The sequence below is a fragment of the Bifidobacterium sp. LH_389 genome (genome assembly GCF_056357235.1).
Genome location: NZ_JBKEVR010000003.1, coordinates 45,584 through 57,600, shown reverse-complemented (window position 1 = coordinate 57,600; position 12,017 = coordinate 45,584). Strand labels below are relative to the sequence as shown.

Sequence of the window (12,017 nt, the reverse complement as noted above, 5' to 3'; positions counted from 1 at the left end):
AGCCATGACCGATGACATGAACGAGCCGGGCGCCGAGCTGCGCGCCGAGCATGTGGGGCGCGAGGCCCGTTCCGTGGCTTCCAACGAAGTGCCGGGCGTCGCCCACCGTGAGACGGGCAGCCGTCCGCGCCCGGCCGTGCCGCTGGCCTCCGCCCGACGTGCCGTGCCGCGGGCCCGCCGCATGAAGCTCTCGCTCACGCACGTGGACCCGTGGAGCGTGGCCAAGGTGTCGTTCCTGCTGGCCATCGCCGGGGCGATCATCCAGATCGTCGCCGTGGGACTCGTCTGGGCGCTGCTGGACGCCATGGGCCTGTTCGCCAAGATCACCACGATGATGTCCAGCACCGGCCTGAACTTCGACTTGGGCAGCGTGCTGCAGTTCGGCACGGTCATCAGCGCCGTGACCATCTTCTCGATCTTCGAGGTGGTGCTCATCATGGTGCTCGCCACCATCGGCGCGTTCCTGTACAACGTGGTGTGCGCCCTCGTGGGCGGCGTGCACGTGACGCTGGGCGATGACTGATATGACAGACGCAGGGATGGACGGGCAGACACCGTCCGCAACCGAACGGCCGTCGGATCCGGAAGCACCGGAATCGGCGGCCGTCGCCGTACCGGGGGCAAATTCGACGGAATCGGCCAAGGCGTCGGGAATCGGCGGCGTTGCCGGCTCGCCGGATGCGGGCAACTCGGCCGGTTCGGACAATGCCGACGGCACGGATGCGCCGAAGGCTGGCGAAGGAGCGCGCGTTGACCCGTGGCAGGACGACGACATCCTCGACGGCTACCAGCGGGCCACCGTGCACCTCGGGCCGGATCCGGAAGGCGCGGACGGACAGGCCGTGGCGACCTTCGTGCGCAAGGACCCCGCGAAACTGAGCATGGTCGAGCGCCTGCGCCGACTGAGGCTTCGCCTGCTCGGCAAGCCGCTGGCCATCATGTACCTGCACGGCTGGAACGACTATTTCTATCGTCGCCATGCCTCCGAATACTGGGAGTCGCTGGGCATCGCCTTCTACGCGGTGGATCTGCGGCGCTACGGGCGCAGCTACCGGCCCGGGGAGACGGCCGGGTACATCGAGAACCTGCACGACTACGCCGCCGAACTCAACGCCCTGCGCGATCGGATCGTGCTTGACATGGGCGAGAATGTGCGCATTCTGGGCATAGGGCATTCCGAGGGCGGGCTCATCATGTCGCTGTGGGTCAACGCCGAACGTCCGCACCACGTCCACGCGCTGGCGCTCAACTCCCCGTGGCTTGAGTTGCAGGGCAACACCATGTTCCGCCTCGTCACCACCCCGGTGCTCAAGGGCTTCCTGCTCGCCGGCGGCAAGACTCCCCTGCCGCTCAACGATCCCGGCTTCTACGGCCGCACCATCGACAAGGCCACCGGCGGCGAATGGGACTACCCTTCGTCCGCGGCGGCTTCGGGCGCGCAGTTCCAGCCCCGCGCCGGGTGGATGCAGGCCATCTTCAACGGGCAGGCCGAAGTGGCTTCCGGATTGGACATCCGCGTGCCGGTGCTCGTGTGCACGTCCGACCGCTCGATGATGCAGGGCACCTGGGACGAGGCGATGCGCGAATGCGACGTGGTGCTGGACGTGATCGCCATCCGGCAGGCGGCGCTGAAGCTGGGTGATCTGGTGACTGTGGCGCGCATCCGCGGCGGCATCCACGACCTGACCATGAGTCGGCCGGACGCGCGCCGTCGGTATTTCGGCATCGTGACCGCGTGGGCCGGGGAGACCGCGTGGCGAACGTTCCTGCTCGGCCCTGTGGTGCAGCGGGCGTTGCGGCGGCTGTAGCGGATCCGGATCGGTCTGCCCTCCGCCGCGTCACCGCATGGCGCACACCGTGAGGTAGACGGCCACCACGTGGCATGCGTAGCCGATCACCGTGCCCGTGTGGAACACCTCGTGGTAGCCGAACCAGCCGGGGACCGGGTTGGGTTTGCGCCACGCGAAGCAGATTGCGCCGGCGATGTAGGCCGCACCTCCCGCGGCGATGAGGATCGTAGCTGCGGGGCCCACCGCCGGGGCCGTCCACAGGAACGGCAGCAGCGTGACCGGGGCCAGACCGAGCACGATGTAGATCATGGTGAAGATCCAGTCATGGTCGCGGTACCAGATCACGTGGGCCACGGAGCCGATCAGTGCCGCCGACCAGATGACCGTGAGGTATGGCCAGCGGATGCGCCCGTTCAGCGCGAACAGGAACGGGGTGTTGGTGCCGGCGATGATGAGGAAGATGTTGCAGTAGTCGATCTGGCACAGAATGCCGTTCATGCGCGGACCCCAGTGGCCGATGTGCAGCAGCGCGCTGTTGCCGAACAGCAGCATGGCCGTCGCCCCGTACACCGCGCACGCGATCTTGACCGGACCCCACGGGGCCACGCAGATCAGCACGATAGACGCGGCCACGGCCAGCGGGAAGGTGACGAGATGCATCACGCCGCGCAGGCGGGGCTTGGCGATGTAGTCGCGCGCGGCCAGCTCGGGATGCCGGCGCAAGCGTTCCCTGCGCTGCGCCTCCTTGCGCGCCTCGGTGGCCCGGCGGACCCGTTCGCGCGCATGGGCGACCCGTTCGCGCACCTCGCGCTCGCGCTGCGTGTTGCGCTGTGAATCGCGCCGGAATCCGTTCGCATTCGTCATCGCCGTACTCATGCTTCCGATCGTACGCCGCGATGTTGGCCTTGGTCAGGGTGTTTGCTGTGAGGTTCCGAAGACCGGCTGTGCGGCTACCGGAGTGCTGCGTCCGTGAGTGTTGTGGGCTGATCCGCGGCATCCAACGTGTCCACCGCAAGGATCGTGCCGGCGAGGTCCGTGGTCACGCGCCGGCCGGTCGGCACGGTGAACGCGCGCACGCCGTCGACGGTACCGGTGGCCGTGCGCCCGTCGCTCGCGAGCCGGAACGTGCGGCCGTCCCACTCCTGCTCGTACTCCGTGGCATGCGTGCCACACGAGCCCCACAGCACCCGGTCGAACTGGATGTGCACGCCGTGCATGCGCGAAAGGTACTCGAGCACCGCCAGCAGGCACGGCCCGTAGGCGTCCTGCTCCCGGCCGGGGAATGCGGACGGGTACGGGCGGCCGGTGAACGGGTCGAACTGCTGCACGAACCTAGCCTCCAGGCCGATCGCCTCCATGAGCCTGCGACCGAGACGCGGGATGAGCCGCTGGAACCCGTAGCGTTCCAGAGCGCGGATGGCACGCTGGTAGGTGAGCGCCTCCGCCGCACCGCTCCAGTTGTTCGTGGGCACGTTGCGGAACAGCGGGTCGTTGACGGCCACGCTGGGCAGCGGCATGGCGGGCCAGAACTCCTGCGGATTGGTGAGGTGGTCGCCCACGAAGCGGGCGGCCATGGCGGGCGTGATGGCACCCCAGTACATGGTGCGCAGCGTGTTGTGCAGGAGCACCGGCATCACGTGGTGATGCCTGTCGCGGTCGAAGTAGGCGCCGCGCTCCTCCACCCACAGGTATTCGCGCATGCGGTCCAGCACCTGCCCGGCCCTGATCCGCCAGCGCACGGACTCCTCCTCCTGCCCGGCGATCGCGCAGATGCGGGCCAGCACGTCCCGCGAGGCGTACGAGTAGCCCATGACGTCCATGGAGGCGATCGGCACGGCCTCATAGCCCGTGGGCGGTTCGTCCGGGCGCCACTGGGTGGGGGCGTCGGCGAAGCGCATCGCATGGTCCTCGCCGGTGTCGAACTGGCACCAGAGCTCCAGACAGCCGTCGCCGTCCGAGTCGCGCACGGCCCACAGGTAGGCGTCGAAGCGTCTGAGCGCGTCGTACAGCGCGTGCAGGTAGTCGGGGTTCTTGCCGGTCAGGTAATACATGTTGAGCGCAGGCTCGGCGAAGCAGAAGCCCTGAAACTGGTTGAACTGCGGATCCACCGTGCCGTTCGTGCAGGCGATCGCTCCGGCCAGTCTGCCGTCCGCGCGCTGCGTCTCGATGAAGAACAGCTGGTTGTTGAGCCCGATTTCCGGATTGCGCTTGGCATACATCTCGCCGCCCATCGGCTGCGTCTCCAGCCAGATCTTCTCGTAGCCGCCGCCCTCCACCAATACCGGCCGCCCCGCGAAATCCCGGATGTTGCCGAGCGCCTTGGCCTCAGCCGCGTCGAACAGACGCTGCTCCAATTCGTCGTCCGTGGCGAACGTGACCCGTGACCGTGGCATATCTGGGCTCCTTTGCTCCGAATGTCCGGCGTACTCCACCGCCGTTGCGTTCCAGCGTACTGCCTCGGTGCCTCGGACCGCTCACGCGTTGGCGGCGGTTGCATGCGGGGCGGTGGCGTGCAATTGCGTCGTTGCCCCGCTATTTGTCTGATTGGTGCGTGGGCGGGGCATTGAGCGCGCTGAGATCCACGGTGAACGGCATGGAGGCGGGTAGGCGTTCGGGCTCGAGGAACATGCTCATGTACAGCGGCAGGTAGGTGACTGCCCCCTGCCGGTCTACGTTGCCCTTGCATAGCACGTAGGCCTGCTCCAGATGCCATTCGGGAACCGACAGGATCTTGCTGAGCGCATGGTGGCGGGTCCAGTCGTTGCCGGACTTCACTTCGATCGGCAGTATGCGCGTGCCGGACTGCACCACGAAATCCACCTCGCCGTATCGTTTGGAATCGAAATAGTACGTGGGAAAACCATGTGCCACGAGTTCCTGCGCGATCACGTTTTCCGCGATTTCGCCCATGTTCACGTCCAGATCGCCCTGCAGGATCGGCATCTGAACATTCTCCAGCGCCTCGGCGCACAGCAGACCCGTGTCCCCCATGAACAGCTTGAACAGACTGCGCTTGCGGTTGGCGGGCAGCGGGGGGACCGGCGCCTCAACGTTGTAGCAGGGTAGGGCCACGCCGGCATCCGCCAGCCACAGGAAACTGCTCGCATACCGATTCTGCCGGGCGTTCTTGCCGAGATCCGACAGCACGAAACGCCGGTTGCGATCATTGAGCTGGGAAGGTACGGCGTCAAAGATCGCACGGATCTTTGTCCTGTCCGCACTGTCCGCGTACTTGGCAATGTCCAGACGGTACAGGGCGAGGATGTCACGTTGCAGCTGGACGACTTGGGCGATGTCGTGCGTATCCACATACCGCTGCACGATCTCGGGCATGCCGCCCACCACCATGTAGACGGAGAACAGCCGCAGCATGGTTTCATGCACGGCCTCGCTGACGGGCGTGCATTGCTCGAAATGGTCGCGCAACAGATCGAAGGTGGCTTGCTGCACGCCGTTGGCTCGGCAGAATTCCATGAAATCCATGGGGTACATGCGGTGGCGTTCCTCGAAGCCGACCGGATAGGACTCAACGTCCGCAGTGCGCACGCCCAGCAGTGAACCCGTTTCCACATAGTCGAACCGACCGTCTTCCACCAGGAACTTGATGGCGGTACGGGCACGCGGGCACTCCTGAATCTCGTCGAGCAGCACCAGCGTCTTTCCCGGCTCGAGCGGTTTGCGCAGGTATGCCGTGAGATTGGCGATGATGGTTGCGGCGTCGAGTGCACCGGAGAAGATGTCGCCGGCATGCGGGTCGGTCAGGAAATTCAGCTCCGCAAACCGCTCGTAGCGCTGCCGCGCGAATTCGCGGACTGCCGTGGTCTTGCCGATCTGCCGGGCGCCGGTGAGCATCAGTGCCTTGCGGTGCGGAGCCTTGCTCCACGTATCCAGCGTCTTCATGATGGTGCGCTCAAGCATGGCGTTTCCTTTGCTCGTCACGTTTTTCCTAACATTTAGCATACCTGCTGTCACGTTTTTCGCAGGTTTTGAGGCATGTTCTGTCACGTTTTTCCTGCTTTTTGGGCGGTGTTTCGTAACGTTTTTCCGGATTGGCGGTTGCGCGGGCGGCGAGTGTGGCGTCGGCGCACGGTGCTCGTTATGCTCAACTTCTCAATTTTTTTGAGAAGTAAGCCGCATAACTTCTCAAATTCTTTGAGAAGTTGTACCCTTAATGCCAAGGACGATGCGATCGAAGGCAAGGCAAGGTGAGGTGATCCGATGGTTCCGGACAATCCGCGGGAATCGTACGCGATGCTGGTGCGCGAGGCCATGCTCTTCGAGCCTCCCGAGCCGCTGCGGCGCGAGGAAACGATCCGAAGGCTGGACGGGCCGGCCCTGTTCAACGTCGTGCACATCATCACCGGAGTGCGCCGATGCGGCAAGACCTTCTACCTGTTCCAGAAGATCCATGACCTTCTGGCATCCGGAGTGCCGCGTGACCGCATCCTGTACTTCAACTTCGCCGACGATCGCCTCAAGCCCATGCCTGCCACGGTGCTGGACGACATCGTCAACGAATACTGGCGGCAGTATCCGCACGCGCGGCGGGAAGGCGCCTATCTGTTCCTTGACGAAGTGCAGGAATGCGACAACTGGCAGGGGTTCTGCCAGCGTCTGGCGGAACATGAGCGGGTGACGCTGGTCATCACCGGATCGTCGTCCAAGCTGTCCAGCGACGAAATCGCCACGAACTTCCGCGGCCGTTCGCATCCGCACGAGATGCTGCCGCTGTCGTTCCGGGAATATTGCCGGTTTCAGGGGCTGGAGCCGCCGCGGGCCGACGGCTCCCCGGAAGCGTATTCCCCCCGGGAGATCACCGACTTCGAAGGCGCCTATGCACGGTACCTCACCGTCGGCGGATTCCCTGCCGTGCAACGCCTGGAGGAATCCGATCGCATCGAAACCCTTCAGGGGTACGTGCGCGATGTGGTGGCCAGAGACGTGGCCGAGCGGTTCGGCCGGGAGAACATCGCCATGGCATCCCAGACCGCGCTGTACCTGCTGCGCAACACCGCATGCGAACTGTCCGTCAACGAGCTGACGGAGGCGCTCAAGGCAGTGGGCTGGAAGGTGTACTGGGAGAAGGTCAATGCCCTGCTGAACCTGTTCAAACAGGCGTACCTGACATACGACCTGCACGAGTACCGGACCGTCCTCAAACCGAACAGCACCGATGTGCCCAAGGTGTACGCGGTCGATCAGGGCATGGCATACGCCGTGTCGAGAGCCAACCAGCAGGATCTCGGCAAGCGGCTGGAAACCGCGGTGTTCTGCGAACTCCACCGCCGCACGGTCGGCCGCAGAACCGAAACCGTCACGTCCTACACCATGCCCGGAACTAGGCGGGAGAAGATCGACTTCCTGGTCGGCGATGCGCTCGCCAGCGAACCCTACGCGCTGTATCAGGTGACGGCGGACATGACCGCCGCCAAAACGCGGAACCGTGAGATCGGGTCGCTGGAGGCTGTCATGCGTCGCACCGGCGTGGACCATGGCATAATCCTCACCCTGCACGACGAGGAAACCATACCGACGCCCGCCGGCAAGATCGCGGTGCTGCCGGCATGGAAGTGGGCGCTGCATGCGTGAGGCCAGACTGGTTGGGTGTTCCGTATTTGTGAGGTAACTTCACATCGAACTTCGCATCAACTTAACAATGTACGAAGTTGGTGCGAAGTTCGGTGTGAAGTTGATACGAAGTTAGTGCGAAGCTTGTTGCGGAGTCCAGCGTGAAGTCCAGCGTGAAGCTCGGAGAGATCGGCGCATGGGCGCTGCGTTACGCGCGCTGCATGCGTGAGGCCCGCCCATCGTCCAAAAGATGATGCCGCTCAGCCCCGGGATAAGCTGGGAGGCATGGAACGTGAAGGCGCCCGGAGCGCGGACGTGGATCGACAGGGTCGGCCGGATCGGCGGTTCGGCATAGGCATCGTGGACAACGACGCCATGGTGCTCGTCGCCCTGCGCGCGATTCTGCATCAGCGGCTGGATCCGCTCGGCATCGATATTCTCTGGTCGGTGAAAGGCGGCGAGGAAGCCGTACAGCGCTGCGTGGACGCACAAACCCGGCCCGATCTGGTGCTGGTGGACATGGGCATGGATGACGTGGACGGAGCGACCGTGTGTCGCCGGATCCGCATGCTGTCCGACCGGATCGCGCTGCTTGCCATGACCTCGTATTCGCTCAACCGGTACCGTGACGCCGCGATGAGGTCCGGGGCGCAGGCGTTGCTGGACAAGGCGGACACGGATGCGTTCGTGCGGCGGATCGTTGCCTGCGCGGAGGGGCGGCCGTACGTGGAGGACGGATTCCCGGCGCCGGCGCCTGCGCATCGGAAGCTGTGCTCCGGGCACTCTTCTGTACGCGGCGATCGGGAAGCGGCCGCGGACGGCAATGCGTTGCTGCGGGGACTGTCCGACAAGGAGATCGAGGTCATGGACTACTGCATTCAGGGCTACACCTCCCGCGAGGTGGCTGCCAGACTCGGTCTGACCGAATCGACGGTGAAGACGCACATCCGCCATGCCATCGCGAAACTGGGCGTGCGCAACAAGCTGCAGGCCGTGCAGCGGTGGACGGTATTGCGGGCCGCATCCGGATCGGGGCGCGCGCAATGACGTGGATCGCGCGCCTCGGATGTCCGGGCCGTCCCTACGCGGTGCCGCTCATCGCCGTCACCGTGCTGCTCACCGTCATCGACGGCGTGGCGAACCGGTCCATGTCCGCTCTGGTGCCCGTCATCACCTGCCTGTATGCGTTGCTCGTCATGGAAACCTACTGGTGGCCCGCGTTCGGCTCGCTCGGCATCGTCGCGCTCGCCGCCACCGCCGCGCTCACGCCGCGCATCGTTCTGCCCATGCCGGTGTGGAGCCTGTGGTTCGTGTACGGCATGCTCGCATACCGGCGCAAGCACGCGGCACTGGCGGTCACCCTGCTGCTGGGCGTGGCGGGCACGGCGGGCGGTGTGCTGCTGGGCCGGTACCCGCTGTGGAACATGGCCAGCATCGTGTCTCTGGACGGTTCGTTCTGCCTGGCCGCGCTCGCCGGATATGCGCTGGTGGAGCGCGGGAGGATCGAGGAGGCCAAGCGCGTCGCCGCGCAGAACGCGCGCATGAAACGGGACTTGGAGCTCGGCAGCCGCATCCACGATTCGGTGACGCAGGGGCTTACGGTCATCGCCCTCACGGCGGAGCGGGAGGCGACGGGGGCAGAAGCGGATACCGACGGGCGCAAGGCATGGGAGCTGGTGGCCCGGACGGCACGCGCCACGCTCGGGCAGTTGCGCGAGGTGATCGACATCCTCGGCGGCAAGCATGCGGATGCGGTGGATGTCCCGTCCGAAAATTCGGCTCCGGCAGCCCTGCGTGCGCTGGCCCACAGCGGCGACGATCGTCTGCATGCACTGGGGTTCGGTGGGCAGACGGTCGTGGAGACCGACTGGCCCGTCGGCGGCAACGCGGATGCGTGGCGGGAAGTGCTTGACCTGCTCGGCCAGCTGTATACCAACATCGCGGGGCATGCCGACCCGCACGGCGGCGACTATGCGCTGCGCGTATCCGTGACCGATGAACGCGTGACGATCGTGCAATCCAACGGCGTGGCCGCGGATTCCACCGGGAATGCGCCCGCCGCCGTGCCACATACGGGACGTGGATTGGCGCTGCATCGCAGGCGGGTGGCCGCGTTGGGCGGCACATTGCATACGAGTTTGGAGGACGGCGTGTGGGTGCTGTCCGCCATGGTGCCGCTGCGTGCGTCTATGGCGAGCATGGAGAAGGGACGATCATGACCGGTGCGATTGCGGAAAAGGATCCGTCTCCGGCCGGGCGTCGGTTCGGCCTGAGCAGCTTCGGATTGAAGATCGTCGGCTGCGTGTGCATGGTGTTCGGCAGCGTCGCCATGTATGTGCCGGGCGCCCCGGTGGCGTTCGCGTGGATCGGGCAGGCCGCGCTGCCGATCTTCCTGTACCAGGTCGGCTGGAGCTGCGAATATACGCGCAGTCGCCGGCGGTACCTGCTGCGGCTGTATGCGGCCAGCGTGGCGACGGGGTTCATACTGGCGGCATGGCCGTGGCCGGGACTGGGCGTGAACGTGTTTCCGGTGCTGCTGCACACGGCGATCGTCATCTGCATCCTATTGGAACCCGATGTGCGCAGGCGCATACGCTACGTGCTCCTGTACGTGGCGTGGCAGGTGGGTGCGTGCGTGCTGCTGTACGAGGGTGTGGCGCGGGCCGTTCGTCTGATTCCCGAACCGTATTATTCGCAGTGGTCCGCATCGTTTGATCTCGAACGATTTCTGCAAAGCCTGTTCGGCATGGTCCTGTTCATGGATTACGGGCTGTTCTACGTCGCCATTGGCGTGGGACTATGGCTGTGCCGTAAATCGCGGATACATCTGACCGTCACCATGGCGCTCATCGGTGTGACGAGCCTGTTGTTCTATTCCGAGGCCTACAGCGTGGCCATTCTGCAATTGCCGGGGCGTTTGCTGGGAATGAACTGGTATGAGGCGGCTCCGTTGAATCAGGCGCTGTATCTGATACTGTTCGCCGACCGGACGGTCTACACCTATCCCATGCAGGATCTGCCTGCGGGCAATTGGGAATGGATGATGGTCTTCGCGCTGCCGTTCCTGCTGCTGCATAATGGCCGTCGTGGGCGTGGCGGGCGCTGCGCCAAATGGTTCTTCTACGTGTTCTACCCTGTGCACGTCATGGTGCTGTTTGTGGTTGGTCGTCTGCTGGGCTATGGCATCGTCTTTTAGATGAGCGGCGATGGCGCTCGGATAGCATGCAGGCATGAAGACCATGAAGCGTTTCGGCGGGCCGGTGCTTGGCAGCGCATGTGTGCTGCTGGTCGTGATTGCGGCTGTTTTCGCAAGTACTGTTGACGGGCCCGGGCGATCTCCCGCAGATGCGGCGCCCGGGCCCTTCATCACAACGTCGGATCCCGTCTCCCCCGCCGCCATCCGTAGCAACCAACCGTTGACGATGCCCGAGCAATCCATGAGTCTCGCGCCGGTCAGGCAAGGCGTCAGACGCCGCACGGTCACGTTCCCCGTGTTTGCGTTCTCCGGACGCAGCGTGCCTCGCGGCAATGGGGATGCGCCGGTGCTGTGTTCCGCGAGACGATTCACCGGCAAACAGCGCTACGACGTGTTCGTGCGCAACGACGGCGATGGTGCCCTGACCGTGCGCGTATGGAAGATCACGCGCTCGTGGTGGGCGCTGAGCCATGTGATGGCCGGCGAGGTGCGCATCGAGGCACGTGGCGCGGCCGGATTCCGGGCGGCCGGCATGCAACCGCAGGAGGCATGGTATTTCACCGTGGTGGGTGACGGCGAATCGAGTGATTTCAGCGGGGATGTGCGGTAGCTTTCGGCCTTTGCGGGCGATTGCGCGGAACTGCGGGGAAGGAACTGCGAGGAAGGAGCGCATAATATGGACGGTCTGACACTCGCCGTCATGGCGGCTGCGTGCCTGATTGCGCAAGGTACGGCACTGTTCGTTCCCGCCGCTCCGGTTTGGCTCCATTGGGTCGGCCAGCTTGCCATGCCGTTATGCGTGTTTCTGGCGGGATGGGGCTTCGAGCATGCCGGCAACCGGACCGATTTCCTCATTCGCCTGCACATGGCCAGCGTGGTGACGGCAATCGTCCAAACGCTGCTGCACGTCGACGTCAATCCGTTCCCCGTGCTTGTGCAGATCGCGCTCATCATCGCGATCCTGTCCCTGCGCAACCGTCTCCGGCGGATCATCGGCCTTGCCGCGTATGCGCTGCGGCAGGTTGCGTGGTTCGTGCTGCTGGACGAAGCGTTTTCGCTCCACGCGCTTCCCGTGCTGTATGACTACCGGCATCTCGTCGTCGCGTTCTTCGGGCTCGTGCCCGCCGGGGACCATCGCGTATGCTGCATCGTGCTTGGCATACTGCTGTGGCGGTTCCGCCGTTCGCCGGCCGGCATCGCGTCGGTGATGACGGTGTGCTCCCTGCTCGCGCTCGTCATGGTGAACACGCGGCTCGGACTCGGCATGCTGTACCTGCCGTATCGCACGGGGGCGGCGGATCCCGCGATCGTGAGTCCCACGGAGACTGCGTGGTCAATCGCTCTGCAATATCTGGGTTTCGACCCGTTCGCCATGGACTCAGCGCCGTTCGGGCCACGATCCCCGTGGATGATGGTCTTCGCCCTGCCGTTCATGCTGGCCTATGATCGGCGGCGCGGCTGAT

General features: G+C 64.9%; 11 protein-coding genes. 8 read left to right on the top strand and 3 right to left on the bottom strand.

Features of this window, described 5'->3' with window-relative positions; all coding sequences use genetic code 11:
• Positions 1 to 4 precede the first annotated feature (4 nt).
• Both AC1AZA_RS04460 and AC1AZA_RS04455 read left to right on the top strand, forming a co-directional pair.
• Positions 5 to 523: a DUF3566 domain-containing protein gene (locus tag AC1AZA_RS04460; protein WP_476513549.1), complete on the top strand. Its 519-nt coding sequence runs from the start codon at positions 5 to 7 to the stop codon at positions 521 to 523.
• A gap of 1 nt (position 524) precedes the next feature.
• A complete protein-coding gene (locus AC1AZA_RS04455; protein WP_476513548.1) occupies positions 525 to 1,808 on the top strand; it encodes an alpha/beta hydrolase in 1,284 nt (427 codons plus the stop codon).
• A 30-nt stretch (positions 1,809 to 1,838) separates the two neighbouring features.
• Here the strand turns inward: AC1AZA_RS04455 and trhA are convergent, their stop codons facing one another.
• The 3 genes from trhA to AC1AZA_RS04440 form a co-directional block, all read right to left on the bottom strand.
• Complete coding sequence (gene trhA / locus AC1AZA_RS04450) at positions 1,839 to 2,666, bottom strand: PAQR family membrane homeostasis protein TrhA (RefSeq protein ID WP_476513547.1); 828 nt, start codon at positions 2,664 to 2,666, stop codon at positions 1,839 to 1,841.
• A gap of 74 nt (positions 2,667 to 2,740) precedes the next feature.
• Positions 2,741 to 4,183: an MGH1-like glycoside hydrolase domain-containing protein gene (locus tag AC1AZA_RS04445; protein WP_476513546.1), complete on the bottom strand. Its 1,443-nt coding sequence runs from the start codon at positions 4,181 to 4,183 to the stop codon at positions 2,741 to 2,743.
• Between the two features lie 139 nt (positions 4,184 to 4,322).
• Entirely contained in the window at positions 4,323 to 5,708 is a 1,386-nt protein-coding gene (locus tag AC1AZA_RS04440) for an ATP-binding protein (protein ID WP_476513545.1), read from the bottom strand.
• A 300-nt stretch (positions 5,709 to 6,008) separates the two neighbouring features.
• On the opposite strand from AC1AZA_RS04440, the gene AC1AZA_RS04435 reads away from it, so the two are divergent.
• From AC1AZA_RS04435 to AC1AZA_RS04410, 6 genes are all read left to right on the top strand, one after another.
• Positions 6,009 to 7,379, top strand: a complete 1,371-nt coding sequence (locus tag AC1AZA_RS04435) for an ATP-binding protein (protein WP_476513544.1) — start codon at positions 6,009 to 6,011, stop codon at positions 7,377 to 7,379.
• A 264-nt stretch (positions 7,380 to 7,643) separates the two neighbouring features.
• Complete coding sequence (locus tag AC1AZA_RS04430) at positions 7,644 to 8,405, top strand: LuxR C-terminal-related transcriptional regulator (protein WP_476513543.1); 762 nt, start codon at positions 7,644 to 7,646, stop codon at positions 8,403 to 8,405.
• The gene (locus AC1AZA_RS04425) at positions 8,402 to 9,577 is read left to right on the top strand and encodes a sensor histidine kinase (protein WP_476513542.1); all 1,176 of its coding nucleotides are present in this window, start codon (positions 8,402 to 8,404) and stop codon (positions 9,575 to 9,577) included. The genes AC1AZA_RS04430 and AC1AZA_RS04425 overlap by 4 nt, the downstream gene beginning before the upstream one ends.
• Entirely contained in the window at positions 9,574 to 10,554 is a 981-nt protein-coding gene (locus AC1AZA_RS04420) for a hypothetical protein (protein ID WP_476513541.1), read from the top strand. The genes AC1AZA_RS04425 and AC1AZA_RS04420 overlap by 4 nt, the downstream gene beginning before the upstream one ends.
• 226 nt (positions 10,555 to 10,780) lie before the next feature.
• Positions 10,781 to 11,164 (top strand): hypothetical protein, encoded by a 384-nt coding sequence (locus tag AC1AZA_RS04415; RefSeq protein WP_476513540.1) that lies wholly within the window; start codon positions 10,781 to 10,783, stop codon positions 11,162 to 11,164.
• Positions 11,165 to 11,230: 66 nt separating this feature from the next.
• Entirely contained in the window at positions 11,231 to 12,016 is a 786-nt protein-coding gene (locus AC1AZA_RS04410; RefSeq protein WP_476513539.1) for a hypothetical protein, read from the top strand.
• The last annotated feature ends 1 nt before the right edge of the window (position 12,017 follow it).

Coding starts and splice junctions, on each gene's coding strand:
- AC1AZA_RS04460 (WP_476513549.1), top strand. CDS start 5: ATGACCGATGACATGAACGAGCCGGGCGCCGAGCTGCGCGCCGAGCAT.
- AC1AZA_RS04455 (WP_476513548.1), top strand. CDS start 525: ATGACAGACGCAGGGATGGACGGGCAGACACCGTCCGCAACCGAACGG.
- trhA (WP_476513547.1), bottom strand. CDS start 2,666: ATGAGTACGGCGATGACGAATGCGAACGGATTCCGGCGCGATTCACAG.
- AC1AZA_RS04445 (WP_476513546.1), bottom strand. CDS start 4,183: ATGCCACGGTCACGGGTCACGTTCGCCACGGACGACGAATTGGAGCAG.
- AC1AZA_RS04440 (WP_476513545.1), bottom strand. CDS start 5,708: ATGCTTGAGCGCACCATCATGAAGACGCTGGATACGTGGAGCAAGGCT.
- AC1AZA_RS04435 (WP_476513544.1), top strand. CDS start 6,009: ATGGTTCCGGACAATCCGCGGGAATCGTACGCGATGCTGGTGCGCGAG.
- AC1AZA_RS04430 (WP_476513543.1), top strand. CDS start 7,644: ATGGAACGTGAAGGCGCCCGGAGCGCGGACGTGGATCGACAGGGTCGG.
- AC1AZA_RS04425 (WP_476513542.1), top strand. CDS start 8,402: ATGACGTGGATCGCGCGCCTCGGATGTCCGGGCCGTCCCTACGCGGTG.
- AC1AZA_RS04420 (WP_476513541.1), top strand. CDS start 9,574: ATGACCGGTGCGATTGCGGAAAAGGATCCGTCTCCGGCCGGGCGTCGG.
- AC1AZA_RS04415 (WP_476513540.1), top strand. CDS start 10,781: ATGCCCGAGCAATCCATGAGTCTCGCGCCGGTCAGGCAAGGCGTCAGA.
- AC1AZA_RS04410 (WP_476513539.1), top strand. CDS start 11,231: ATGGACGGTCTGACACTCGCCGTCATGGCGGCTGCGTGCCTGATTGCG.